At 43.3% G+C, this 25,019-nt stretch carries 27 protein-coding genes and 1 pseudogene; 23 read left to right on the forward strand and 5 right to left on the reverse strand.

Features of this window, described 5'->3' with window-relative positions; genetic code table 11:
- Positions 1-113: 113 nt before the first annotated feature.
- The 4 genes from CI957_RS00745 (at position 114) to CI957_RS00760 (ending at position 2,967) form a co-directional block, all read left to right on the forward strand.
- A complete protein-coding gene (locus CI957_RS00745) occupies positions 114-812 on the forward strand; it encodes a phosphoribosyltransferase (protein ID WP_128754013.1) in 699 nt (232 codons plus the stop codon).
- A 15-nt stretch (positions 813-827) separates the two neighbouring features.
- Entirely contained in the window at positions 828-1,688 is an 861-nt protein-coding gene (mtnP, locus tag CI957_RS00750; protein ID WP_096711497.1) for an S-methyl-5'-thioadenosine phosphorylase, read from the forward strand.
- A 61-nt stretch (positions 1,689-1,749) separates the two neighbouring features.
- Entirely contained in the window at positions 1,750-2,178 is a 429-nt protein-coding gene (locus CI957_RS00755) for a Zn-ribbon domain-containing protein (protein ID WP_096711496.1), read from the forward strand.
- Positions 2,179-2,205: 27 nt separating this feature from the next.
- Positions 2,206-2,967, forward strand: coding sequence for a heparan-alpha-glucosaminide N-acetyltransferase (locus tag CI957_RS00760; RefSeq protein WP_241645746.1), 762 nt, complete (start codon positions 2,206-2,208; stop codon positions 2,965-2,967).
- On the opposite strand, the gene dinB is transcribed toward CI957_RS00760, so the two are convergent.
- Complete coding sequence (gene dinB, locus CI957_RS00765) at positions 2,928-4,058, reverse strand: DNA polymerase IV (RefSeq protein WP_096711494.1); 1,131 nt, start codon at positions 4,056-4,058, stop codon at positions 2,928-2,930. The two genes, CI957_RS00760 and dinB, sit on opposite strands and share 40 nt — an antisense overlap.
- Before the next feature lie 138 nt (positions 4,059-4,196).
- On the opposite strand from dinB, the gene CI957_RS00770 reads away from it, so the two are divergent.
- The 6 genes from CI957_RS00770 (at position 4,197) to CI957_RS00795 (ending at position 10,736) form a co-directional block, all read left to right on the forward strand.
- Positions 4,197-5,249: a M42 family metallopeptidase gene (locus CI957_RS00770; protein ID WP_128754014.1), complete on the forward strand. Its 1,053-nt coding sequence runs from the start codon at positions 4,197-4,199 to the stop codon at positions 5,247-5,249.
- Between the two features lie 198 nt (positions 5,250-5,447).
- Positions 5,448-6,929 (forward strand): (R)-citramalate synthase, encoded by a 1,482-nt coding sequence (locus tag CI957_RS00775; RefSeq protein ID WP_128754015.1) that lies wholly within the window; start codon positions 5,448-5,450, stop codon positions 6,927-6,929.
- Positions 6,930-6,963: 34 nt separating this feature from the next.
- Complete coding sequence (locus tag CI957_RS00780; protein WP_172425441.1) at positions 6,964-8,664, forward strand: acetolactate synthase large subunit; 1,701 nt, start codon at positions 6,964-6,966, stop codon at positions 8,662-8,664.
- A complete protein-coding gene (gene ilvN, locus CI957_RS00785; RefSeq protein ID WP_105460589.1) occupies positions 8,661-9,146 on the forward strand; it encodes an acetolactate synthase small subunit in 486 nt (161 codons plus the stop codon). The genes CI957_RS00780 and ilvN overlap by 4 nt, the downstream gene beginning before the upstream one ends.
- A gap of 29 nt (positions 9,147-9,175) precedes the next feature.
- Positions 9,176-10,183 carry a ketol-acid reductoisomerase gene (gene ilvC / locus CI957_RS00790; protein WP_096711489.1) on the forward strand — a complete coding sequence of 336 codons (1,008 nt, stop codon included), beginning with the start codon at positions 9,176-9,178 and terminating at the stop codon, positions 10,181-10,183.
- Positions 10,184-10,217: 34 nt separating this feature from the next.
- Positions 10,218-10,736, forward strand: coding sequence for a nitroreductase (locus CI957_RS00795; RefSeq protein WP_128754016.1), 519 nt, complete (start codon positions 10,218-10,220; stop codon positions 10,734-10,736).
- Between the two features lie 3 nt (positions 10,737-10,739).
- On the opposite strand, the gene CI957_RS00800 is transcribed toward CI957_RS00795, so the two are convergent.
- Both CI957_RS00800 and CI957_RS00805 read right to left on the reverse strand, forming a co-directional pair.
- A complete protein-coding gene (locus CI957_RS00800; RefSeq protein ID WP_096711487.1) occupies positions 10,740-11,183 on the reverse strand; it encodes a DUF123 domain-containing protein in 444 nt (147 codons plus the stop codon).
- Positions 11,184-11,192: 9 nt separating this feature from the next.
- On the reverse strand, positions 11,193-13,523 hold the full coding sequence (locus tag CI957_RS00805; protein WP_128754017.1) for a DNA topoisomerase: 2,331 nt from the start codon (positions 13,521-13,523) through the stop codon (positions 11,193-11,195).
- 224 nt (positions 13,524-13,747) lie between these two features.
- On the opposite strand from CI957_RS00805, the gene CI957_RS00810 reads away from it, so the two are divergent.
- The 3 genes from CI957_RS00810 to CI957_RS10550 all read left to right on the forward strand — a co-directional run bounded on the left by CI957_RS00810 (position 13,748) and on the right by CI957_RS10550 (position 17,459).
- Complete coding sequence (locus CI957_RS00810; RefSeq protein ID WP_096711485.1) at positions 13,748-15,706, forward strand: PAS domain S-box protein; 1,959 nt, start codon at positions 13,748-13,750, stop codon at positions 15,704-15,706.
- Between the two features lie 112 nt (positions 15,707-15,818).
- Entirely contained in the window at positions 15,819-17,099 is a 1,281-nt protein-coding gene (gene thiC / locus CI957_RS00815; protein ID WP_128754018.1) for a phosphomethylpyrimidine synthase ThiC, read from the forward strand.
- Between the two features lie 219 nt (positions 17,100-17,318).
- Entirely contained in the window at positions 17,319-17,459 is a 141-nt protein-coding gene (locus CI957_RS10550) for a hypothetical protein (RefSeq protein WP_164908987.1), read from the forward strand.
- A gap of 3 nt (positions 17,460-17,462) precedes the next feature.
- Here the strand turns inward: CI957_RS10550 and CI957_RS00820 are convergent, their stop codons facing one another.
- The gene (locus CI957_RS00820) at positions 17,463-17,744 is read right to left on the reverse strand and encodes a helix-turn-helix domain-containing protein (RefSeq protein WP_096711482.1); all 282 of its coding nucleotides are present in this window, start codon (positions 17,742-17,744) and stop codon (positions 17,463-17,465) included.
- Between the two features lie 142 nt (positions 17,745-17,886).
- On the opposite strand from CI957_RS00820, the gene CI957_RS10795 reads away from it, so the two are divergent.
- The 8 genes and pseudogenes from CI957_RS10795 to CI957_RS00855 all read left to right on the forward strand — a co-directional run bounded on the left by CI957_RS10795 (position 17,887) and on the right by CI957_RS00855 (position 20,833).
- Positions 17,887-18,186 carry an AsnC family transcriptional regulator gene (locus CI957_RS10795; RefSeq protein WP_241645751.1) on the forward strand — a complete coding sequence of 100 codons (300 nt, stop codon included), beginning with the start codon at positions 17,887-17,889 and terminating at the stop codon, positions 18,184-18,186.
- Positions 18,183-18,398 carry a response regulator transcription factor gene (locus CI957_RS10800; protein WP_241645754.1) on the forward strand — a complete coding sequence of 72 codons (216 nt, stop codon included), beginning with the start codon at positions 18,183-18,185 and terminating at the stop codon, positions 18,396-18,398. Before CI957_RS10795 ends, CI957_RS10800 begins: the two co-directional genes overlap by 4 nt.
- An 87-nt stretch (positions 18,399-18,485) precedes the next feature.
- Entirely contained in the window at positions 18,486-18,842 is a 357-nt protein-coding gene (locus CI957_RS00830; protein ID WP_128754019.1) for a hypothetical protein, read from the forward strand.
- Positions 18,843-18,979: 137 nt separating this feature from the next.
- Positions 18,980-19,249 (forward strand): annotated as a pseudogene (locus tag CI957_RS00835) (IS5/IS1182 family transposase); the annotation flags it as partial.
- A gap of 49 nt (positions 19,250-19,298) precedes the next feature.
- A complete protein-coding gene (locus tag CI957_RS00840) occupies positions 19,299-19,808 on the forward strand; it encodes a hypothetical protein (RefSeq protein WP_096711480.1) in 510 nt (169 codons plus the stop codon).
- A gap of 46 nt (positions 19,809-19,854) precedes the next feature.
- Positions 19,855-20,163, forward strand: coding sequence for a hypothetical protein (locus tag CI957_RS00845; protein ID WP_096711479.1), 309 nt, complete (start codon positions 19,855-19,857; stop codon positions 20,161-20,163).
- A gap of 12 nt (positions 20,164-20,175) precedes the next feature.
- Positions 20,176-20,490 (forward strand): LysE family transporter, encoded by a 315-nt coding sequence (locus CI957_RS11185; protein ID WP_096711478.1) that lies wholly within the window; start codon positions 20,176-20,178, stop codon positions 20,488-20,490.
- Positions 20,491-20,548: 58 nt separating this feature from the next.
- A complete protein-coding gene (locus tag CI957_RS00855) occupies positions 20,549-20,833 on the forward strand; it encodes a nucleotidyltransferase family protein (protein WP_241645759.1) in 285 nt (94 codons plus the stop codon).
- A gap of 253 nt (positions 20,834-21,086) precedes the next feature.
- Here the strand turns inward: CI957_RS00855 and nadA are convergent, their stop codons facing one another.
- Positions 21,087-21,995 carry a quinolinate synthase NadA gene (nadA, locus tag CI957_RS00860; RefSeq protein WP_128754020.1) on the reverse strand — a complete coding sequence of 303 codons (909 nt, stop codon included), beginning with the start codon at positions 21,993-21,995 and terminating at the stop codon, positions 21,087-21,089.
- 85 nt (positions 21,996-22,080) lie between these two features.
- On the opposite strand from nadA, the gene CI957_RS00865 reads away from it, so the two are divergent.
- Both CI957_RS00865 and CI957_RS00870 read left to right on the forward strand, forming a co-directional pair.
- Positions 22,081-22,281, forward strand: coding sequence for a heavy-metal-associated domain-containing protein (locus tag CI957_RS00865; RefSeq protein WP_096711475.1), 201 nt, complete (start codon positions 22,081-22,083; stop codon positions 22,279-22,281).
- Between the two features lie 7 nt (positions 22,282-22,288).
- On the forward strand, positions 22,289-25,018 hold the full coding sequence (locus CI957_RS00870; protein ID WP_128754107.1) for a heavy metal translocating P-type ATPase: 2,730 nt from the start codon (positions 22,289-22,291) through the stop codon (positions 25,016-25,018).
- Position 25,019 lies beyond the last annotated feature (1 nt).

Here is a 25,019-nt window from a genome sequence, read left to right on the forward strand (position 1 = left end):
GTCGAGGAACCTGATAACGGTATTATGGTACATAAAGGTTGTGCATGGAAAAACTACATGAAAAAAGATATAATACAGCACGGTTAAACCAGCCCATTGCAGGAGGAAATTTAATGGCATTACCTGATAAATTCAAATGTGTTATTACAAACTGGGATTACATCTATGATCTTTGCAGGGACGTTTCTGAAGACGTTAAACATTCTGGTTATGAACCTGATATTATTATTGCACTGGCCAGGGGCGGATGGTTTGCCGGTCGCGTGATGTGTGACTTCCTGGGACTGGATGATCTTACAAGCCTTAAGATCGAACACTATACAGGAACTGCCGTTGCAGGGGACGAACCTCTGATACGCTACCCATTGGCAGAAAATGCCGCTACCGGCAAGAAGGTACTGATTGTGGACGATATAACAGACAGTGGCCAGAGTATGCTTCATGCAAAGGATTATATTCAGAAGCAGGAACCAAAAGAGATCAGGACCGCTACTCTCCAGTACCTCTATAACTCTGCTATTGATCCTGATTATTGTGGTGAAAGATTGGAGGAATGGGCATGGATAGTCTATCCCTGGAATTTCATCGAGGATATGACCGACATCATTAATGGCACCATGGAGCGTGAAGAAGCAAAATACTGGGACATTCCCGCTCTGAAACATATTCTTTATAAACACCATTCAGTGGAATCCATATCTTTTGAAATAGCCCAGCCCGGCCGTCTTGTTGAAGTACTCAGGGAGATGGAAAGAAGAGGAATTATAACTTCCGAAACCATAAGGGGCAAGACATTCTGGAAAAAAGTTTGAAAAAAAGGTGATATATTGAAAGGACATGCAGACATTGCAATTATCGGCGGAAGCGGCGTATATGACGCAAATATGTTGGACAACATACACCAGATAGAGGTGGATACCCCTTTTGGCAAACCGTCTGATTCGATTACAGTGGGAGATTTTGGAGAAAAGAAGGTCTGTTTCCTACCACGACATGGAAAAGGACACAGAGTATCTCCAACAAACCTGAATGCCAGAGCCAACATCTTTGCCCTGAAAAAACTTGGTGTCAAACAGATAATAGCCGCCTCAGCTGTTGGAAGCCTGAAAGAAAACATAAAGCCTCTGGACATTGTAATTCCTGACCAGATATATGACAGGACAAAACTTCGTCCTTCAACTTTCTTTGATCAAGATATAGTTGTTCACACTGGTTTTGCTGATCCTTTTTGTTCCGGGATGTCAGATTTGCTCCATAAAATTGCAATTGAAAACGGCTACAACAGTCATCCCGAAGGAACCTATGTATGTATCGAAGGCCCCCAGTTTTCAACCAGAGCTGAATCAAATGTTTATAGGTCACTGGGTTTTGATATAATCGGAATGACTGCCACACCTGAGGCAAAACTTGCACGGGAAGCCGAAATCTGCTATAGCACCATTGCAACTGTGACTGATTATGATGTATGGCATGAAGAAGATGTGACTACGGAAACAATCATTGAAAATGTAATAAAAAACGAAAAAGCAGTTAGAACTATTATTCGTCAGGCACTTGAATCCCTTGATATTGAGCAGGATTGTGAATGCAGACATGCTCTTGATGGAGCAATAATGACTGATTCTGGGATGATACCTTACGAAACACAGTACAGATTAAAAACTCTTATTGGCAAATATATTGACTAAAATAAGCCATTTACTCGTAAGGGTTAAAAGACAGATAGCCAAATAGTAAACCGGTGAACTAATGCCTCACAAATGTACTAAATGTGAGACTGTATTTGAAGACGGAGCCGAAGTTATCCTCAATGGCTGCCCTAACTGTGGATGGAACAAATTTCTCTACGTAAGCAATGAGTCCGAAAAGGAAACTGATGAAGTTGAGAAGGGTAGTGAAACCACAAAAGAAGTTACTGAGGAAAAAGAAAAGACAATTCCTTGCGAAGAATTCATTCATGAAGTTGATGAATTTATAGGAATTGAGCATAAAGAAAGCACCATTATCGAAGACGATGGGGAGAAAGTTGAATCTGTACGTATTATTGGGCCCGGGTCCTATGAGTTGAACCTTGATTCCCTGCTTGAACGCGATGAGATCATCATGGCAATCAAGGAAAACGGGACCTATGCAGTAGATCTGGCCTCCACATTCCACGGCAAGCGCAAGAAAAAATGATATTATTCCTTTTTCATGGTAAAACCAATGGTACTGCCTGAACAACGTTTCTGGGAAGTTGACCTTTTACGGGGCTGTGCCATTGTCCTCATGATTATATATCATACATTCTATGATCTGGACCTGCTGGGCAATTTTTCTTTCGCGATAAATCAGGGCAAATTATGGATAATCGGCAGAAGTTCAGCTGTTCTTTTTATATATACTGCAGGGATTGCCCTGAGCCTTAGTTATTCACGATACCGTTTGAAACATCCCGAAAACAGAAATCCCTGGCACAAATATGTAAAGAGGGGAATTCGGATATTTCTCTGGGGAAGTCTGATTACTTTAGTCAGCTGGTTTGCGTATCCCTCTATGCCAATCGTTTTCGGGATTCTGCATTTTATGGGAATCTCAATAATAATTGCCTATCCGTTGATTGAAAAGAAACATGCCAACCTGATTGTCGCGGGAGTTGTAATCGCAATTGGATTCTACCTGAAAACAATACGTGTGCCAAATGACTGGTTTTTGTGGCTGGGAGTGCATTCCACATCATTCCAGACACTGGATTACTTTCCCCTGCTTCCCTGGTTTGGCCTTGTACTGGTAGGAATTGCCACCAGCAATCACCTGTATCCGGCCTATGAAAGAAAATTTGATGTTCCTGATATGACAGGCTTTGCCCCGGTAAGACTGCTCACTGCAATGGGAAAAAGGTCCCTTGCAATGTACCTGTTGCACCAGCCGGCCATAATTCTCATCCTTTACCTGTTGGGTCTGATCAGGTTTCCATTTTCATTCTGATCCCCTCTTATGAAATCTTCCAGGGTAGTCTGTTGGGAATCAATCTTCATCAGGCTCGAAACCCCTATCCCGATAAGCCTTACCTTCTTCTTGCAGCTGAATTCCTGTAACATACGGTTACCTACCTTGCATATCACAGAAAGGTCATTGCTGGTTGCCCTGAGAGAAAAAGCCCGTGTGTATGTAGTAAAATCCTCGAACCGTATCTTTAGGTTGACAGTACGGAACACATAACCGTGCCTGACCAGCCTGCTGTGTACCTGTTGCGCAAGCCTGTCCATAGTTTCCCTTAATAGTTCCATATCCCCGACATCTTCTTCAAAGGTATCCTCCTTGCTGATGGATTTCACCTCACTTTTACCGGCCACCTTACTGTGATAATTACCCAGCGCCATCTGGCGCAATTTAAGGGCGGATTTGCCCAGACGGGATACTAACAGTTGCACATCGGTGTGTGCAAGGTCCCCAATGGTCCGGAGACCCATCTTTCTCAGGATCTCACGGGTACGCCTGCCTACACCGGGGATGGCAGATACCTCCAGAGGAAACATGAATTCCTGTACATTTTCAGGCTTCACAACCGTCAGACCGTCGGGCTTCTGGTAATCAGAAGCAATCTTAGCCACAATCTTGTTGGGTGCTATCCCGATAGAACAGGTGAGATCCTCATCATCATACATTTCTTTCTTTATCCTGAGAGCAAGGTCCTGTGCCTCAGTGTAGGTTTTCACAATATCAGTAACATCCAGATATGCTTCATCCACACTTACCTGCTGGAAAACAGAAGTGTAGCGCTGCAGTAGTAGCATTATATTTTCCGATGCCTGCTTATAGAGGGGCATATTCACCCGCAAAAAGACCGCATCCGGACAAAGTATGTAGGCTTTCGAAATAGGCATTGCCGAATGGATGCCGTACCTGCGCGCCTCGTAGGAACACGTACTTACCACACCCCTTCCTTCCCCATTTTTTGGGTCAGACCCGACCACGACCGGGAGGCCCTTAAGGGATGGTCTCTCACGCACTTCTACCGAGGAGAAAAAACTGTCCATATCAATATGGAAAATTATTCGGGATGGAGGCATCTGCATATCTTCTGTTGTCCAGAATTAAAATGTTTCCACCATATATCATGATACCTGTAAATTAAATAATCCTTTCAACACTTACTCAAAACTATTTATCTCTGGAGGACTATTAAACCTGAAAGAAACAAGGAAGGTATACAAATGGAAATAGAAAAACTTCTTGAAGAACTGGCTAACGCCCACGGAATTTCCGGCAATGAAGAGAGTATTCGCAAAATCATGGAAAGGGAAATCAAACCCTATGTCGATACCATAGAAGTAGATAAAATGGGAAATCTCATAGGTACCAAAAAAGGCACAGGTCCTTCCATTATGCTTGCTGCACATATGGATGAGATAGGGCTTATGGTAAAATACGTCGATGAGAATGGATTTCTCCGATTTGTGACTATCGGTGGCTGGTTTGACCAGACCCTGCACAGCCAGCGTGTCATGGTGCACACCACCAGGGGACCTATCCCGGGTGTCATCGGTTCCAAACCCCCTCACGTAATGAAAGATGAGGATAAAAAGAAACCGATAAAGGCAGAAGAAATGTTTGTGGATGTCGGGGCAAAGGACAAGGAAGATGCAGAAAACTTAGGAATTGAGGTTGGTACACCCATTTCTATAGACAGGAACTTTGTGGCATTGCAAAATGGTCTCTACACCTCCAAAGCCTTTGATAACCGCGTTGGAGTGACCATGGTGATCGATGCCCTGAAACAAATTTCCGAGATGGATATTGATGCCACTATTTATGCCGTGGGAACGGTTCAGGAAGAGGTGGGGCTTAAAGGTGCACGCACATCTGCTTTCGGTCTGAATCCGGATATTGCAATTGCAACAGATGTCACCATCCCGGGCGATCACCCCGGCATAGAAAAGAAGGATTCAGCCCTGGAAGTGGGCAAAGGTCCGGTAATTACTGTAGTTGATGGTGCCGGCAGGGGCCTTATGGCAGATAAGCAGGTTGTCAAATGGCTAAAAGAAACAGCACAGGAGAATGATCTGCCCCATCAACTTGATGTGGGAGACGGAGGAACCACCGACGCAACCGCAATACACCTGACAAGGGATGGTGTGCCCTCAAGTACTATTAGTGTGGCTGCAAGGTATATTCACTCACCCGTAGAAGTGATTTCCATTGATGACCTTAAAGCAAGCGCCTCTCTTGTTGCAAAAGCAGCTAAAAATGCAGGGAAGTATTTCTAATACTTCTCCACTTACTTTCTCACATTAAAAACGGCTTATACCATCAATTATTTTAATAATAGAATGCTACTTTTCACAGCATTTCATGATTATACCTTTTGTATGCATGAAAGGCTGACAGACATGTGGACTAACGCGAACTTATATTTAATATGAACGTGTCACATGGTTGCACAATATTCATAAAAATCGTGAGGGATTGTATTATTCGAAAATGTACGCTTTCTGGACACTACCCTGAGAGACGGTGAACAAACACCCGGTGTAGCACTGACTTGTGAAGAAAAACTCTGGATCGCCCGTAAACTGGACGAGATGGGAGTACACATCATCGAAGCAGGCTCTGCCATCACCTCCGAAGGTGAGAGAAACGCTATAAGAGGAATCACTGCTGAAGGCCTTGATTCTGAAATATGCAGTTATTGCCGTATAATGAAGCAGGATATAGACTACGCCCTGGAATGCGATGTGGATTCCATTCACCTTGTCGCACCTGTATCAGATCTGCATATCAATGTGAAATTGAAAAAGGACAGGCAAGCAGTCAGGGAAATGTCAACCCGTGTCATTGAATACGCCAAAGACCATGGCCTGATTGTTGAATTCAGCGGGGAAGATGCATCCAGAGCAGATTTTGATTTCCTGAAGACCCTCTACCAGGACGGAATCGATGCCGGTGCCGACAGGTTATGCTATTGTGATACTGTGGGAATGCTGGTTCCCGAAAAAACGGAAGCTATTTTCAGCGAACTTTCCAGCGAATGCAGTGTACCGGTAAGCATTCACTGCCATGATGATTTCGGATTATCAGTATCCAATACCATAGCTGCCCTGAAAGCCGGGGCAGGGGAAGCCCATATGACCATAAATGGGATCGGTGAAAGGGCCGGGAATACCTCACTGGAAGAAGTTGTGATGATTCTGGAATGGCTTTATGATCACAGAACTGGTATAAAATCAGAAGAAATTTATAAAACATCCAGACTGGTCAGCCGCTTGACCGGCATACCTGTGGCCATCAACAAATCGCTCGTGGGAGGTAATGCATTCACCCATGAAGCAGGCATTCATGTACACGGACTGCTGGCAGACACTTCTACATATGAACCCCTGAAACCCGAAATTCTGGGCAGGGAAAGAAAAATAGTTCTGGGCAAACACGCCGGCAAAAGCTCAGTAACCCTGGCATTGAAAGAACTAGGACTGGAAGTAGAAGATTCCCAGCTCAATGAGATTCTCACCAGGGTCAAGGAAATAGGTGACCATGGAAAACATGTCACAGATTCCGATTTACAAACAATTGCTGACACCGTACTGAACATATACAGGGAATCCCGGGTCAAACTCAAAGATTTTACCATAGTATCCGGTAACCAGGTTATGCCAACCGCATCGGTAAGGATAACCGTGGATGGTGAGGAAGTTGTGGAAGCCGATATCGGTGATGGTCCCGTAGATGCAGTTGTAAAAGGAATCCGCAAGGCTGTATCAGGTATAGGAGATATACAGCTGGAAGAATACCATGTCGATGCGATAACCGGCGGTACTGATGCGCTGGTGGAAGTGCGTGTTAAACTTTCAAAGGATGGAAAAATGGTTAGTTCCCGGGGTGCCCGTACAGATATAATCACAGCATCCGTTGAAGCTGTGATAAATGCAATAAACCAGCTAATGAAGTGAAGTTAGAAGCAAGAGAAGAAAACGAAGGGATATAATGAGTGAAAATAACAACAAGATGACAGGTGCACGCGCAATCATCGAGTGCCTCTATGAAGAAAATGTGGAGGTTATCTTCGGCTATCCCGGTGGTGTCCTTCTTCACATATATGATGAGATATACAAATCCGATCTCAGACACATTCTTGTCAGGCATGAACAGGCAGCAGCCCATGCCGCAGAAGGATACGCAAGGGCAACCGGCAAGGTTGGTGTATGTCTTGCAACCTCCGGACCCGGAGCCACCAACCTTGTAACAGGTATTGCAAATGCCTACATGGATTCTATACCAATGGTCGCACTCACAGGACAGGTGCCCCGTTCAATGATAGGTAATGATGCGTTCCAGGAAGCAAATATAACCGGCATCACAATGCCAATCACCAAGCACAATTATCTTGTGCAGGATGCAAAGGACCTGCCCCGTATAATCAAAGAGGCTTTCCACATTGCATCAACAGGAAGGCCCGGTCCCGTGTTGATAGATCTGCCCAAGGATGTCACAACCGAGGAAATCGAATTTACCTACCCGGATAAAGTGGACCTGAAAGGTTACAAGCCAACCTACAAGGGTAATCTCCAGCAGGTAAAGCGAGCTGCATCAGCGATTGAAAAGGCCCATCAGCCTCTGATATATGCAGGCGGCGGAATATTGGGCTCCTGCGCAAGCAAGGAACTGATACAGTTTGCCGAGAATCTACAGGCACCTGTAACTACAACCCTTACAGGTATAGGCGGTTTCCCTACACAACATCCTCTTTATTTGGGAATGCCCGGCATGCACGGAACTAAATATGCCAACTACGCCATACAGGAATGTGATCTTCTCATAGCAGTCGGTGCCAGATTTGACGACCGTGTGACAGGGAAACTTGCATCCTTTGCACCCAACGCAAAAATCCTGCACATTGACATCGATCCTGCCGAGATTTCCAAGAACATAACGGTGGATATACCGATTGTAGGGGATGCAAAGAACATCCTTGCCTCCCTTAACAAATATGTAAAGCCTGTTGAGAAAGAAACCAGAAAAGAGTGGCTTGACAGGATAGAGGGATGGAAAAAATCCTATCCCCTGCACTATGTTGGTGAACAGGACGGGCTCAAACCCCAGTACATTATTGAGCAGATCTATGAAGCATGCAAAGATGCTATCATAGTTACTGAAGTCGGCCAGCACCAAATGTGGGCAGCCCAATATTACAAATTTAGCCAACCTCGCAGTTTCATCACATCCGGGGGACTTGGGACAATGGGATACGGCTATCCTGCATCAATCGGTGCCAAGGTCGGAAAGCCGGATAGAGTTGTCTTCAATATTGCAGGTGATGGTTCTTTCCAGATGAATTCCCAGGAAATCGCAACTGCTGTCCAGAATGACATTCCGGTGATCGTAGCAATAATGAACAACGGTTATCTGGGAATGGTCAGGCAGTGGCAGGAATTATTCTTTGAAAAGCGTTATTCACATACCTGCATCCGGGACAGTGTTGATTTCGTGAAACTGGCCGAAGCTTATGGTGCGGTTGGTATCAGGGTCGAGAAAACTTCAGAAGTCAAACCGGCTCTTGAAAAAGCGATGGATTCCGGAAAACCGGTAATTATAGACTTTATTGTGGAATGTGAAGAGAACGTATCGCCAATGGTGCCTGCAGGTGCACCTATCAATGAAATACTTGACCTGGAGAGGAAAGAATGAGACACACACTTGCAGTTCTGGTAGAGAACAAGTTCGGAGTGCTGTCAAGGGTGGCAGGGCTCTTTGCAAGACGCGGTTATAATATCGATAGTCTTGCAGTAGGAGTTACCGAAAATCCTAACGTCTCCAGAATGACCCTGGTGGTCCGCGGAGATGACCATGTCGTAGAACAGGTTAGCAAACAACTGAATAAGCTGATCGATGTGATTCGTGTTACAGATCTTGATGCTGACGAATCCGTGGAAAGGGAACTGGCTCTTATCAAGGTTAAGTCCGATAAGGATACAAGGGCCGAAATTATCCAGATAGTTGATATCTTCCGTGCACGTATTGTTGACGTGGCTTCAAAATCCATTATCATTGAAGTTACCGGTGATGAAGAAAAAATTGCAGCTATCGAGAAACTTCTCAAACCCTTCGGAATCAAGGAACTTGTCCGAACAGGAAGAATTGCCCTAACTAGGGGCTCAAAAAATTCATAACTATAATATATAACAGGAGATTGAAATAAATGGTAGACCTATATTACGATGAAGATGCTGATTTTTCAGTGATGGATAGCAAGAAGATTGCAGTTATCGGTTATGGCAGCCAGGGACACGCCCAGGCACAGAACCTTCATGACTCCGGTCTTGATGTAGTGGTCGGCCTGAGGGTTGGTAGCAGACGCTGGAAACAGGCAGAAGAAGACGGCCTGAAGGTTATGTCTGTTGAAGATGCTGCAAGGGAAGCCGACATTATCCAGATTCTTATGCCCGACGAAGTACAGGCTGATGTATACAGGGATAAAATCGAGCCGGGGCTTGAAGCAGGTAATGCACTTGTCTTTTCCCATGGGTTCAACATCCACTACAATCAGATCATCCCCCCTGCAGACGTTGATGTCTATATGGTTGCTCCAAAGAGTCCGGGACATCTGGTCCGGAGGACCTACATGGACAATGCCGGTGTGCCCGGTCTGATCGCTATCTACCAGGATGCTACAGGCAATGCAAAGAAACTGGCCCTTGCCCATGCCCGGGGTGTGGGATGTACCCGTGCAGGTGTCATTGAAACAACTTTCCGCGAGGAAACCGAGACCGATCTTTTTGGTGAACAGGTAGACCTCTGTGGTGGCGTTGCTTCCCTGATCAAGAATTCCTTTGAGGTTCTTGTCGAAGCAGGTTACAAACCGGAAATGGCCTATTTTGAGACACTGCACGAAGTCAAACTTATCGTAGACCTCATCCACGAAGGCGGACTGGAAAAAATGTGGTACTCTGTCTCCAACACAGCAGAATACGGTGGAATGACAGTGGGACCCAGGGTCATCAACGATGAATCCAGACTGGCAATGTATGAAGCCCTGGAGCGCATCCAGAATGGTGAATTTGCAAAAGATTTCGTACTGGAAAAAAAAGCCAACAATCCTGTCCTCAAAGCAATGGAACGGCAGGATCGGGAACACCCGGTGGAAGAGGTAGGCAGGAAACTGCGTGCCATGATGCCCTGGCTCAACAGTGAACTCAACGAAAAATAACCCCATTTTTTCTTTTCCTTTTTTGGAGGAAAACATGAACACGTTAGATAATATATACAACCGCAGAAGTGTACGCCGTTTTACGGAAAAGGATGTGGATGATGAGGCCATCACAACTCTGTTAGAATGTGCCCGCTGGGCTCCTTCAGGACTCAATAACCAGCCCTGGAAGTTTGTGGTGATTCGCAGGGAAGATACTATCGAGCAACTAGCCGGTTGTACCCATTACAGTGACACTGTGAAAGGAGCTAAAGTACTTGTTGCATTCTATTATGATAAGGAAAGCGGATACAATCGTACCAAGGACATCCAGTCCATAGGTGCTTCGATAGAGAACATGCTCCTTGCATGCAATGAACTCGGCCTGGGTGCTGTCTGGGTGGGAGAAATACTCAATCAGGAAGAGAAAGTGAACTCAATTCTCAAAGCACCGGCAGATATGGAACTTATGGCAGTTATCGCAATAGGCCATCCGACAGATGAAGAAAGGTCATCCACGAGGAAATCCCTTGCAGAAATTACATACAGAGATAATTTTGAGAATGAATGGTGATTCTCAGAAATCATCATTTTCACTCAATATTTTTGGTTTTTGCCCGATATCCTCGATTGCTGATTTTATTTCATTTACAGGACAGGTTAACCTGTGGAAGAGATGGGATTGACAGAAACAATCCGAACAACCGAATTTCGACACATAAGTTCCCTGCAGATTGGCAGCAATGCCACATTCGATATGTTTTTCAGCGCAGGTGTAGACAACATCCACATATTCAAAATCCGAATGGGTAAGTAAATAATCAATATGCCATCTGGGTTTTTTGTCCTTTTGACGGGCAAGCTTTTGGTGGCGATGCATACGTTTGAGTCCGCCGGGGCCAAGTGCAGACCCCACATAAATATAATAGCCTGCCTCAAATACTATGGATTTGAGACTGCCTACACCAACAGTACATCCATCCGTTTTCAGTATAAGGCAGTAGGTCCCTTTGGCACACATAATATAACCTCAAAGAAGATTCTTGAATTTTTTATTGCATTTGCGGTTAATGCAATAATGCCTGGCATCCTTTTTGGGTTCCTTTACTCTGACTATTTTCCACCCACATTCTTCACAGATTTCCTTGCGCAGTGTAACACGACCCTTTTGGGGGTATGAACATGTAAAACCACAGCGTCCTGCACATCCCACGAATTTCGAATCTTTGGTCTCAATCAATATCATGTTACAGCCACAGGAAGGACATTTTCCTATCACAGTAGGCGGGAAGCATAGTTTTTGCTTTTCACAATTAAAGCATGGACCTACTCCAACACTCCAGTAATATTTTCCACCACCGACCTTGAGTACGGCAAATCCGCCCATTTTGCACTGCCGGGAGCGCATTACATCCAGGGAACCTTTTCGGGGAAGAGGATATGTATTGCGACAATCCGGATAGCCGCTGCACCCTACAAAACGACCCTTATCAGTACGTATAATACTCAGCGTCCTGCCACATTTATCGCATTTGCCAATGTGATTATTTTTATTTTCAGCCAGTTTTTCATCTTTTATAGAACCTGTAATACGCAGCACAATGTCACCTTTACCGGCTTTGAGCCGGGTATACATTTTCTGTATAAGGGTGGTACCTTCACTGATGGCCTCGTCAAAGGATTTCTTTCCTTCCTCGACATCTTCTATCAACCCTTCAATTTTTGCCCTGATTTCAGGTTGTATCAATATAGGTACTGAAATCCCCAGTGCATCCATGAGATTAAAGCCGGTATCCAGCATAGAAATGGTTTTGCCTTTAATCTCAAAATAGCCTCTTTTCTTGTTTGTTTCGATGTGTGAAGGGGCTGTTGCCTTGGTTCCGATACCATGTTTATCCATAAGGGTCAGAAGTTCAGCTTCAGTTAGACGTTTGGGGGGTGTGGTCTGGGATTTGGTGTTTGTGATCTTATTTACAGCCACCTTATCCCCTTCTGCTACCGGAGGAAGAAGTTTTTCTTTTGATATTTCAAACGGATAGACCTGTTTCCACCCTTCGGATTTCATAACCGAACCCTTACAATCAAAAGGCTCATCCTTCACATGCACTTCCATGTGAGTTTTTTCAAAGAGGGCAGGATCCATAAGATTGGCAAGAAAATGACGCACAATCAGGTCATATACCTTCCAGGAATTATCCAGTTTAACTGCATTTTTGACCTGTTTTTCGGAAACTGCCTTTATAGGATGGATAGGCGGGTGATCATGGCCATCCTTTGTCCCATTACGTGGAGATACTGTCGTTTTGAGTAAATTTTCTGCAAAGAAGGAGTATTCCCCTATCCGGAGAAGGTTTTTAAGCATGGATTTAAAGTCATGATCTTCAGGATAGCGGTTTGTTTCTGTCCTGGGATAACTGATAAAGCCGGCCAGGTAAAGCTGCTCTGCTATTTCCAGGGCTTTTTCCGGACTGATATCCAGGAATTTGGAAGCCCGTTTGAGGAATTCATTCGTATTTAGAGGATAAGGAGGATTGATCTGTTTTTCTTTGATATTGAGGCGAAACACGGTTGCTTCTCTGGTACCCTGCAGTTTTTCATATATTTGTTTTGCAAGTCCAACATCCCGTATGTTGCCTTTACGGTGCACACCCTCAAATTCACTGGATCCTGCCTGGAAAACCGCTTCTATCTTCCAGAAATCCTCAGGTTTAAAATTACGGATGGCTTTTTCTCTTTCATATACAAAACCACATGTTGGAGTCTGGCAGGGACCAATTGACAGGATACTTTTGGTGTATGCCTTCTCCCGGACAGCAAGGGTCATAAAACGGGTAAAAGCCGCACCCATTCTCAGGTCAAGTATCTGGCGGGTATCCGCAGACAGGGCCAGATTGGTATCCGGCTCTACAAGATTACTAAAAGCCTTTTGGACCTCATTTGCAGACAGGGAAGAAAACCTGGCCCTTTTTACCGGTACTTTTTTGACCTGCAAAGCAATATCACGTGCCTCAAAACCGATATTCTCTCCTTCCCGGTCATAGTCACATGCAAGTACAATGGAATCTGCCTGTTTTGCAAGTTGCCTGACAGCCCGTTCATAATTTTTCTTGGTGATATTTTTGATCGGGTCAGCTGTCAGCAGGACCGCAGGGTCAATTGCCTTCCAGTCCCGGTAAGCCGGATCAAAATCATAGGATGTAATGTGTCCGGCAAGACCGATTATCTTGTATTTATCTCCTTTAGCTACAAAGGAATATACCGGCAGGTCAGCCACATGTTCTCTCGTACTATTTCCTCCGCTCAAAATAGTCGCAAGTTTGGCTGCAGCCTTGTTTTTTTCAGCAAATACAACAATAGTCATATACAGGGCAACTAGATGTTGCCATGATTACATAAAGGTAGCTGGGAACGGTTCTTTTGGTATTCATTAAGATAAAAATAACAATGTGCACTTATATATAAACAAATGCAATATAAATTAGAAATGATATAAATTTTTGTATATACAAAACATAACCAAAAATATAGTTATGTAAAATATTATATGCCTATAAATAGTTATTCTCTCACCGGAGAGTGCTTTTAGTGGAAAAGGAAAGACTTCTAGTCCTCCAAAGGGATATTGCTATTGAACTTGGTTCATCAAATAATTTACAAACTGCTTTTCATTCCCTCTCAAAACATATTCTTTCCCTGAAAGATATTGATGCCACAGCGATATACCTTAGATCAAAAAATGGTGGATTTGACTTCATAGCCTGTGGGGGCGACATTCCTGAAGATATATTGAAAAATATCCAGCATTACCCTGCGGATTCATTACAGGCAAAAATCGTTAAAGAAGGTAAAATTCGTTATATGCCACCTGAAGAAATTGCAGGAACCCTTCAGGAAAAAGAGTATATCAAAAAAATGAAAACAATTGGCATAATCCCCATAAAAAAAGAAAATGGAGAGGCAATATCTTCATTTGTCGTCTCTTCTTTTACTCAGGAAGGAATTGCTGAAGATACAAAAATAATTCTGGAATCAATTGCCCGTCAGATTGGGAATTTGATTTTGAGACTTGCAAGTGAAAATGCCCTAAAGAAAAGTGAATCAAAGTTCAGGAGTTACATTAATAATGCTCCTGATGGTATTTTTGTCGCAGATAAAAACGGAGATTATATTGAAGTCAATAAAGCAGCCTGTGAAACAACAGGATATTCGCAAGAGGAACTCCTCTCGATGAACCTCATGGACCTCATACCCCCAGAAGATCATGGAAGGGTCATTGAAACTTTTGGAACCTTCGGTAAAAAAGGATTTGCTGATACTGAATTCCATTTTGTAAGGAAGGACGGAAACATAAGATGGTGGCGTGTAACTGCTACTAAACTTCCAGATACCTATTATTTAGGTTTCGCAAAGGATACCACAAAATCCAAACTCATGGAAGAGGAATTGATTAAGAGCAAGTTGTTCCTGAACAGCATCATTGAAAGCATAAAGGACGGGGTCAGCATACTTGATGCAGACATGAATATCGTACATGTAAATGATGCCATGAATAAGTGGTACGCAAGGAATACACCCCTTGAAGGCAAGAAATGTTATGAAGCTTATCATGACAGGGACTGCCCATGTAAACCCTGCCCTATAATGAGATGCATGGAAACAGGAGAGACAGAAAGAAATATTGTACAGGGTTTGCCGGACTCAGAACCACAATGGTTTGAACTCCTGGGGTATCCATTGAAAGACTCCACCACCGGTGAAATTACCGGTACGGTCGAATTCGTAAAGGACATTACAGACCACAAGCGTGCAGAGGCAGAACTTGCAGAATCCAGGCTTCATGCCAGGGAAGTAAGCAAAACCAACTCTGAGTTCAAGGCCAATTTGAGTCATGAAATTAGAACTCCATTAGGTAACATAATTGGTTTTAGCCAGATGCTTCGTAATGATATATATGGAAAACTCAATCCAAAACAGCAAAAGCACATTCATGATATACAAAAAAGTGCGGAACAGTTGATAGGTTTAATTGATGCCATTCTGGAAATATCAGATGTTGAAGCGGGAAAGATGGAACTCAATATTGAAATGGTTTCCATTGGTGAGTTACTCAGTGAAATTTTAAAATTCCTTAAACCTTTTGCAGAGGATAGGAATATTGAAATAACTATTGATGTACCTGAATACATACCGGAAATGAGTGTGGACAAAGTAAAAATCAAGCAGGCAATGTATAATCTCGTCGTCAATGCAATACACTTTACCCCTGAAGGAAGAGATGTACATATCAGTATGGAATACAGCAGTTATGACCTGAAGTTCGAAGTAAATGATTCCGGACTCGGCATTTCCCCGAGCCATTTAGAAGAATTATTCAGACCTTTTAAAGAAATATATTCCAAATCCGGAATGAAACCACATGACAGTATTCTGGGCCTTTCACTTGCTAAAGAGTATATAGAATTACATGGTGGAGAGATAGAAGTGGAAAGTAAACCCGGGGCGGGAAATACCTTCATTTTCACAATTCCAATCCAACCTATTTAATGGAGCGAAATGTTAACGATAGAGTTTCATTTTAATTCCTTTTTTACCTGTGAAACCTATATATGCGAATACGGATTATTCTGGAATGAATTAAGCACGGCAGGCGTTAAAAATGACATTGATGGATGAAGCAAAGAAGGGAAACATTCCCCCTCAGATACATAAGGTTGCAGAAAAAGAGGGTATTGATCCCGAAATCGTAAGAAAGTATGTTGCAGAGGGCCTTATTACTATTCCAAAAAATGTGCGCAGAGATGCATCTCCAAAAGCCATCGGAAAATGTATGGGTGTCAAGGTCAACGCCAATGTCGGAACTTCAAGAGATTTTGTTGATGTGGAAGATGAAGTTAAAAAGGCAGAAACTGCCGTTAAATATGGGGCAGACAGCATAATGGACCTCTCCACAGGGGGAGACCTTGATTCCACCCGCAAACTTCTCATGGAAACCGTAGATGTACCGTTTGGTACAGTGCCAATCTATCAGGCGGCTTCATCCCAAAAAACTGTAGTTGATATGACATCCGATGATATCATCAATACTGTGCGCAAACATGCAGAAGACGGTGTCGATTTTGTGACAATTCATGCAGGAGTGAACCAGAACGCTCTGCAACGCCTGCGTAAAGGGGAAAGGGTGATGGATGTTGTCAGCAGAGGAGGTTCATTTACAATTGCCTGGATGATCCACAATGAGCAGGAAAATCCCCTCTACAGTGAATTTGACTACCTGATAGAGATAGCAAGAGAATATGATATGACCCTGAGCCTGGGTGACGGAATGCGTCCGGGTTGTATCCATGATGCCTCGGATAATGCAAAATTCATGGAATTCATAACCCTGGGTGAACTTGTAAAAGAGGCACGTAAATCCAATGTCCAGACCTTTGTGGAAGGGCCCGGTCATGTGGCAGCTGACGAGGTGCAGCTGAGTGTGCAAAGCATGAAAAAACTATGCCACGAAGCTCCCCTCTACCTGCTTGGACCACTTGTCACAGATATTGCACCCGGCTATGACCATATTACAGGTGCAATTGGTGGAACCATTGCCGGCATGTCTGGAGCGGACTTCCTGTGCATGACCACTCCCGCGGAACACCTTGCCCTTCCCACCGCAGATGATATCAGAGAGGGAGCGATTATCACAAAGATAGCAGCACATGCTGCCGATCTTACACGGCAGGGACAGCGTGAAAAGGCAAGAAAAACAGACTTCCAGATGGCACAAGCCAGACGTGACCTTGACTGGGAGAAACAATTTGACATTGCAATTGACAGTGAAAAACCTGCTGCCATACGCCAGAGCCGCAAGACAGGAAGTGATGCATGTTCCATGTGTGGTGAACTCTGCGCCCTGAAAATAGTACAGGATGCCCTGAAAGTTAATACTAAATAACAGGCCCACAATTTTTCTTTATGAGAATCACAGTGCTTGTGGATAATAATACTCTGATAGACAATTATTTTGAAGGAGAACCTTTACACTTATAATACTGACTATCTGCTTCACCCTGATCGTTGGACTTATATTCGCACCGCTTACCACTATCTACTGGTAGTCAGGAAATTCAGGAATCCTGATAGACAGTTTGCCGAGGCACTTCTAACCTCCATTATGGAAATAATAATTGCATTCTATACACTTCACATATCCAATATCCTTGCGGCCATATCCGGCAGTCTTGCAAGAATTATGCTTGGAAAGAATAACAGTAGCGTACATCCGGACACATTGGATGAACAAAAATATTATTAAGAATCAATCGGCAAACTTGTGGATATGATCATAGAATTCAAGGACAAGCTGTGTCAATTCACTATCCATATTGAGACTGAAAGTGCGTATCTGTTTTCCCAGGGGTTTCTCCTTAACAATACCTGTTTCTACAAGAGGTGCTATTACACGGGCAACACTCGAATGAGACAAGCCTGTCTCTTCTGCAATTCCTGAGAGATAGGTAGAGTCCCCCTTATGGGATATCAGGTTTTTGAGAACAGTCATCTGTGCAGTCCTGCCGAATATCTTTTCGAGAACATCCATCCTGCTTACTTACAACATTATATTTTATAAGTCTTTCTAATTATGGTCAACTTATATCTCTGAATAACAGGTCTTCCATATATTTGGAAAGGCTTTAATGGCATAGACTATTTGATGGGAATACTATTATTTAGTGGTCATTATGCCCGAAAAAGAACTTGACGATAAAATACTCAGTCTTCTTGAAAAGAATCCGGCCCTTTCTGCAGTCGAACTGGCAGATGTACTGAAAATATCTGAAGAAACAGTACAAACAAGACTTGAAGAGCTGGGAGATTCCAGGCAAACCATCCTGATAATAGATGACAAGCCCGATGCCATAATTGCTGCAAAAAGAGCATTGCAGGCAGAAGGATATAATGTTGTTGAGGCATATAACGGGAAAACTGGTCTTGAAGATATTGAGGAAAAACACCAGACCTTATTCTTCTGGATGTCATGATGCCGGATATGGATGGTTTTGAAGTGTGCAAACACCTGAAAGAGGATGAACTGCATAACCACATCCCCATAATAATGCTTACCGCAAAAGGGGAAGTTGATGACCGGGTAGAAGGAATCGAGACAGGTGCAGACGATTATATTGCAAAACCTTTCAACCTGAGAGAACTGAAGGCCCGCATTCGAATGGTATTGCGCCGGGCACAAGACTGATCATTCCCATGTTTTTCAGTAATCGACGATATAACACAATAATCATAACTTTCATTACCCTTCTTTTTATAGGTTCTGTTGTTTTTTTTGGGGGTACGTTTAAACCTCGGGGTCCAGGAAATCTGTGAGGAACAATATACAGAACAACAGACCCTCAATACAAAACAAATATCATCGGCTGTCACAGAGTTTCTGAATGAGAAGGTCGTAGCCCGGGAAGTAATAGCAGGCGCTGAAAATGGAGTTCCTGATGACTTCTATATGAGGTTCTTCAAAGCCCTGTACGAAAGGTCGCAGGGATTTTATGCTCTTGAGTATATCGATGAATGCGGCACCATTGTCTCCGGCTATCCTGAAGATCGAACTCCTCTGGGATATAATCTGTATGAAAAAACATGGATCAAGCTTTCCAAAAAACGGCTCTGTAGAAACCCTTTCCTCTAACTTCCACTAATACATTATCATTTTTATAAGAAGAGGTCCCCAATGTGATTCTGGATAGACAAAACACAAAGGGGATGGATATATTTTGTTCCAGATTGGAAATCTGGAACTCCCATTAAATCTGTGATTTAATGGTATACCGTCGTAGAATGAGAGATGAATTTGATGAAGACATCTATCATTACAGAAATCTGGTAGAGACGATGTTTTCTGTTTTGAAAAGGAATATGGGGAAGAACTGAGAGCAACAAAATACAGAAATCAGGTCAGAGGTCAAGTTCAAATTATTAATCCATAATATAGACAGGGTGATCTCTGCTTTAATAATTATTCAAATGATAATTTCTACAGAGCCAAATAGTTATAAAAATAATAATTACAAAAATAATTATTATACGCTTCTGTAACGAGCAATCAGAAAGAAACATAAAGGACTACCAGCCATTTTTAATTACAATGGATACTCCAGAAAACAAGGATTTCGAGATTATACCACCAGAACCCAGGGCAGGAGATGATGTCATCATACGTGGCACATCCTCTGCGGAATCAGTGGATGTAGCAATGACCTTTACCAAGACCGTGCCGGTGAAGGGTGGAAAATACAAATGTCGTATGCCTGACACAGAAGTACCAGAAAGGCCCAATCGTTTAACGGTGAGAGCCGAAAGAGTGAAGGACCTGAAGGTCAGGGTAAAGATATTGTTATGGATAACCAGACGTGCAAGAGCTTCAGAGGGTGTAGCGGAAATCTGCGAATGCGATGTACCTTCAGGCAAATACGATATCCGGATCGAAGGTAATGCTGCAGATGGCCAGTCTCAGGTGAGTCTCACGGTAACCGCCAGCAGGAACATAAAGGTTGAGAGCGGCAAATTTGAAGAAGTCCTTTCTACCAGGGCCATTCCCGCAGATGAATTTGAACTGACAATCGCAGAACAGACTGAAATTATCAAACTACACTGAATTTTCACGCCGGTAAATGGCTTCCTCCCGTAAATAAGAAGAGAGAATGATGTATGAATTTGCAGAAATCCTGATGACAGGGACCCTTCTTGGTTTTGCTGCAGGCATATCTCCGGGTCCACTGATGGTCATAACAATTTCCGGAAGCCTGCAACACGGGTCAAAAGAAGGTTTTAAGGTTGCTATTTCTCCTTTAATAAGACTTCCTGATAGTATCAGCTGTGATTTACATACTAATACATTTCCAGTAGCAAAATTCGGTGATCGCCTTTATAAGCCTGGCAGGGGCACTTTACCTGATGCATCTGGGAATTACTTCTTTAAGGACCAAAAATATCAATATCGAGATAACTAACCAGAAAAAGGAATCCCAGAAAAAGGCATACTGGCAAATTTCCTGAACCCCCATCCCTACCTGCTTTGGATTGCAATCGGAGGACCGATTCTCTTCAGGACTGCAGAGGTTGACAGGCTCGCACGGATAATGTTTATTATCGGATTCTATGCCCTGCTTGTAGGTTCTAAAGTTATGATTGCCTTGTTTGTAGGCAAAAGCAGGGATTTTTTGAAAAGCAAGTACTATCTTCATCTATTTCGAAGTCTGGGAGTGCTGTATCTCCTCTTTGCTTTGTTTTTCATAGAACAGGGACTGGAACTGCTGGGCTTGCATATTTGGCGATAATGAGTGCAGTTATGGAGCAAGTTTCTGGACGAGGAGAAGCAAAAGAATCCCACCAAGATTGGATGAGATAAAACTCCTGATTAAAGAGCACCGGGGAGAGACCAGGCAGGAGTACAAAGCCGAAGTTGTCGGAATCTTCTGGTCCTATGCAAGGGGAGAAGAAAAGCCGGGAAGTGATGTTGATGTGCTGGTCAATTTTGATACCGAAGCCACCCTGTTTGACCTTGTGGGACTTGCCGACTACCTTGAAGACTTGCTCGAATTGCCTATGGACGTGGTGTCAAAACGAGCCCTGCATCCCAGGATGCAAGATAATTTCCTGAAAGAGATGGTGGTTTTATGAGAGTTCTTTACTTTATATCTCAGAGATGATCGATGCATTTCTTTCCATTGATGAGTGTCAGTTATTTCTAATAAGCAGTAAACTCAAAAAACAAACTGTCGTAAGGGAGGATAATTACTAAATATCTGAAATAAACAATGCTATATACAATCCCAAAAGTGATAATCGCTTGAGATGATAAGTACATGTTGATCGAATATATACAGGCGGCCCTTGAAAAGCGCCTGATGCCCTTTAAGTACAAGAATGCAGATTAAATTTCAAGCATTCGATCAAGGGATTTTTTTGCCTTTTCCCTTATACTTTCTTCTACATTCACTTCATATTGCATTTTTTCCATTGAATCCAGCAAAATGGAAGGTGTAACCATTTTCATGTTTGCACATGAGGCAAAGGCAGAAGCAAAATAGAACGTTTTATCAGGATGTTGTTCTTTAAGCCTGCAGAGAATACCATTTTCCGTCCCGATAATAAATTCGTTTACACCTGGTTTGCCAGCCCTTTCAATAATTCCGGAGGTACTAAGGACTGCATCTGCCATTTCAACAACTTCAGGCCTGCATTCCGGATGAGCCAGGAATTCAGCATCAGGATGTTCCTGCTTTGCCATTATGATTTCTTCCGGCATTATCTGGTGATGAACTGGACAATAACCTTCCCAGAAAATAATTTGTTTTTCTGTGTGAAGGGAGACATAATGTGCCAGATTCTTATCAGGCACAAAGATTACTTTATCTTCCTCAAGGGAATTTACCACATTGACAGCATTTGAGGAAGTGCAACATATATCGCTTTCTGCCTTTACAGCTGCTGAGGAATTTACATAACATACAACTGCAGCATCAGGGTTTTTTGCCTTTGCTTTTCTGAGGGATGGTACATCGACCATTGCTGCCATAGGACAATGGGCATCCTTTGCAGGCAGCAGTACCTGCTTATCCGGGGAAAGAATGGCTGCACTCTCCGCCATGAAATCCACCCCGCAAAAGACAATGACATCACAGTCATGTTCCACTGCCTGACGGCTCAGCCCAAGTGAATCACCTGCATAATCTGCCAGTTGCTGTATTTCACATCGCTGGTAATTATGGGCCAGAATAACGGCATTCATTTTTGTCTTCAATTCTTCAATTTTAGCAATTATTTGATCCATATACATCATCTTAGCCACTGATTCACGGCGTTAACTATATTTGAGAGGCAAATATATTAAATTGTTGGACGATAACCTAAACAGGTGATATTTTATGGAAAAGATAGATATTAAAGTCAAAGGAATGACATGTGGCCATTGCAAGATGGCAGTTGAGAAGGCTTTACAAAATATTACTTCAGTATCCAGAGCGGAAGTAGATCTTGAAAAAGGCGAGGTCCACGTGGAATATGAACCTGATATAAATGTAGAAGAGCTGAAAAAAGCTGTCAGGGATGCAGGTTACGAGGCATAATATAACCATGGCTGAGATTTTTTTACATATAAGCGGTATGAGTTGCGGACACTGCACAAAAAGTGTCCGCGATGCTCTTGAAAGCCTTGAAGGAGTGAAATCTGCAGAGGTGGACCTTGAAAGTGGTATTGCTACAGTGAATTACGATCCTTCATCCACAAGTGTTGAAACTATGAAGGAGACTATTAGCCAGGCCGGATATTCTGTCGAAGGTCAGGAAGAGAATGCATGTGAAGGAACCTGTCCTGTAAACATTGAAGAAATATCAACCCGAGATTCCGATAGGACCCTGACATTGAATATTTCAGGTATGTCCTGTACTGCCTGTGCCAAACGTATCGAAACAGGCCTTGCAAAAGTAGATGGAATTGGAGAAGTCTCAGTTAATTTTGCATCGGAAAAAGCCTCTATAACATATGATGTTAATAAGCTGGATTTAAATGACATACGTGAGCAGATCGAGTCCCTGGGGTACGGAATTCGCAGTGATCGCCTGACTCTGGATATTACCGGGATGAGCTGCACCTCCTGTGTATCCAACGTAGAAAAGGCGCTTAAAAACCAAGCCGGCGTATTTGAAGCAAATGTAAACTTATCCCTGGAAAAAGCGGATATAATTTTCGATAGTTCCGTAATCAATCAGGAAGGTCTCATCAAAGTCATAGAAAACGCAGGTTACGGCGCTTCAATACCGGATGGTACACAAAATAATTTGAAAGACAAACGAGAACAGGAAAGAATTGAGCAACAAAAAAATGTTTTGATAGCCTTTGCTATGACATTACCCCTGACGCTTGGTGCCATGCAGGGAATGCTGAGGATTGACCCTTATGTGCCTGATATTCTCGCTAACAATATTGTTCAATTCACCCTGGCAACCCTCACTTTGACTTTTCCCGGCAGACAGTTTTTCACCGGAGCTTTTAGGGGATTGCAGCACGGATATGCCGACATGAACTTATTGGTGGCCTCGGGTACCGGAGCCGCTTTTGTTGCAAGCACTGCAGCAGCCTTCCTGAATCTGGGGGCGGGATATGAACATACGTACTTTGATTCGGCTGCCATGCTTATTACATTCATCCTTTTCGGACGTTACCTGGAAGCCAAAAGCCGGGGTAAGACCTCGGAAGCGATACGTAAGCTTATGGGGCTGCGGGCAAAAACTGCCCGGATAATCGTGGATGGGGAAGAAAAAGATATTCCTGTCGAAGAAGTAAAACCTGGAAATGTCATCGTTATAAAACCCGGGGAAAAGATACCGGTTGACGGTGAAGTCATAGAGGGGGATTCTGCTGTTGATGAATCCATGATCACGGGGGAAAGCATCCCTGTTGAAAAAAGCACAGGAGATACAGTAATCGGTGCAACGATAAATAAGACTGGTTCATTCAGGTTCAAAGCTACAAAGGTCGGTGCTGATACCGCCCTGTCACAGATCATAAAAATGGTAGAAAGAGCCCAGACATCAAAGGCACCCATTCAGCGCCTTGCAGATATTGTAGCAGGATACTTTATTGTCATTGTGATGTCCATTGCCCTGATGGCATTTTTATTCTGGTTTTTCATAGGCTACGGAACATTTAATGTTGCTGAACTTACAGGTGTTGCCAGTCCTTTCCTCTTTGCCCTGCTGGCTGCCATCACGGTGCTTGTAATTTCGTGTCCCTGTGCATTGGGGCTTGCCACACCGGTTGCCATAATTGTAGGTACCGGAATGGGTGCTGAAAATGGAATCCTCATACGCGATGGGGAAAGTCTGGAGACTACTCCAAAAATAGACACTATCGTGTTTGATAAAACCGGTACCCTGACAATCGGTAAACCTTTCCTTACAGATGTTGCAACAACAGGTAATTATGAAGAAAACTACCTGCTTCAGGCAGCAGCTTCAGTTGAAATCCTTTCCGAGCATCCGCTGGCTGAAGCAATTGTGGAAGGAGCAAAATCCAGAAAACTTCAGCTAAAAAATGTATCCGGTTTTGAATCATTATCCGGCAAAGGAGTTGTAGGAGAATGGGAAAATCATTCTGTATTTATCGGCACCAAACGTCTCATGGAAGAGAAAGGAATCGATATGGGAGATGTATCCCGCGATTCGAATAAGTTTGAAGATGAAGGAAAAACAGCAATAATGGTTGCCCTCGATGGTACAATTGCCGGTGTCCTGGCTGTTGCTGATGTATTGAAAGAGGAGGCACCATCAGTAATATCCCGACTGCAGAAAGAGGGGCTTGAAGTTGCCATGATTACAGGTGATAACAGCAAAACTGCACATGCAATTGCAAGACAGGCAGGAATTGATACAGTCTTTGCAGAAGTGCTACCTGCAGATAAGGCTGCGGAGGTTGAAAAGCTGCAAAGCCAGGGCAAAAGAGTAGCAATGGTTGGAGATGGCATCAATGATGCACCGGCCCTTACCCAAGCTGATGTTGGAATTGCTATGGGTGCAGGAGTGGATGTGGCCATCGAGTCTGCGGATATCGTCCTTATTAAAAATGATATGAAGGATATTTTAAAGGCCCTGAATTTAAGTAAACTGACAATGAAAAAGATCAAACAAAACCTTTTCTGGGCATTTGGTTACAATACACTTGGTATACCTATTGCAGCCGGTGTACTCTTCCCAATATTTGAGCAAATACTCATTACACCGGCAATGGCAGCAGCATTCATGGCCCTGAGTTCGGTCTCTGTGATGACAAATTCCCTGTTAATGAAAAGGAAAAAGGTAGATTAAT

This window comes from Methanohalophilus sp. WG1-DM (assembly GCF_004104135.1).
GTDB lineage: Archaea > Halobacteriota > Methanosarcinia > Methanosarcinales > Methanosarcinaceae > Methanohalophilus > Methanohalophilus euhalobius.

Excerpts from the sequence above, each read along its gene's own strand:
- CI957_RS00820 (WP_096711482.1), bottom strand. The coding sequence starts at position 17,744 with ATGGATGTTCTCGAAAAGATATTCGGCAGGACTGCACAGATGACTGTT.
- CI957_RS10800 (WP_241645754.1), top strand. The coding sequence starts at position 18,183 with ATGATGCCGGATATGGATGGTTTTGAAGTGTGCAAACACCTGAAAGAG.
- CI957_RS10550 (WP_164908987.1), top strand. The coding sequence starts at position 17,319 with ATGGAAATAATAATTGCATTCTATACACTTCACATATCCAATATCCTT.
- CI957_RS10795 (WP_241645751.1), top strand. The coding sequence starts at position 17,887 with ATGCCCGAAAAAGAACTTGACGATAAAATACTCAGTCTTCTTGAAAAG.
- CI957_RS00795 (WP_128754016.1), top strand. The coding sequence starts at position 10,218 with ATGAACACGTTAGATAATATATACAACCGCAGAAGTGTACGCCGTTTT.
- CI957_RS00770 (WP_128754014.1), top strand. The coding sequence starts at position 4,197 with ATGGAAATAGAAAAACTTCTTGAAGAACTGGCTAACGCCCACGGAATT.
- dinB (WP_096711494.1), bottom strand. The coding sequence starts at position 4,058 with ATGCAGATGCCTCCATCCCGAATAATTTTCCATATTGATATGGACAGT.
- CI957_RS00760 (WP_241645746.1), top strand. The coding sequence starts at position 2,206 with ATGGTACTGCCTGAACAACGTTTCTGGGAAGTTGACCTTTTACGGGGC.
- CI957_RS00845 (WP_096711479.1), top strand. The coding sequence starts at position 19,855 with ATGATGTATGAATTTGCAGAAATCCTGATGACAGGGACCCTTCTTGGT.
- thiC (WP_128754018.1), top strand. The coding sequence starts at position 15,819 with ATGACATTGATGGATGAAGCAAAGAAGGGAAACATTCCCCCTCAGATA.
- CI957_RS00870 (WP_128754107.1), top strand. The coding sequence starts at position 22,289 with ATGGCTGAGATTTTTTTACATATAAGCGGTATGAGTTGCGGACACTGC.
- CI957_RS00840 (WP_096711480.1), top strand. The coding sequence starts at position 19,299 with ATGGATACTCCAGAAAACAAGGATTTCGAGATTATACCACCAGAACCC.
- CI957_RS00805 (WP_128754017.1), bottom strand. The coding sequence starts at position 13,523 with ATGACTATTGTTGTATTTGCTGAAAAAAACAAGGCTGCAGCCAAACTT.
- ilvN (WP_105460589.1), top strand. The coding sequence starts at position 8,661 with ATGAGACACACACTTGCAGTTCTGGTAGAGAACAAGTTCGGAGTGCTG.
- CI957_RS00800 (WP_096711487.1), bottom strand. The coding sequence starts at position 11,183 with ATGTGTGCCAAAGGGACCTACTGCCTTATACTGAAAACGGATGGATGT.
- ilvC (WP_096711489.1), top strand. The coding sequence starts at position 9,176 with ATGGTAGACCTATATTACGATGAAGATGCTGATTTTTCAGTGATGGAT.
- CI957_RS00745 (WP_128754013.1), top strand. The coding sequence starts at position 114 with ATGGCATTACCTGATAAATTCAAATGTGTTATTACAAACTGGGATTAC.
- CI957_RS00780 (WP_172425441.1), top strand. The coding sequence starts at position 6,964 with ATGAGTGAAAATAACAACAAGATGACAGGTGCACGCGCAATCATCGAG.
- CI957_RS00755 (WP_096711496.1), top strand. The coding sequence starts at position 1,750 with ATGCCTCACAAATGTACTAAATGTGAGACTGTATTTGAAGACGGAGCC.
- CI957_RS00865 (WP_096711475.1), top strand. The coding sequence starts at position 22,081 with ATGGAAAAGATAGATATTAAAGTCAAAGGAATGACATGTGGCCATTGC.
- nadA (WP_128754020.1), bottom strand. The coding sequence starts at position 21,995 with ATGATGTATATGGATCAAATAATTGCTAAAATTGAAGAATTGAAGACA.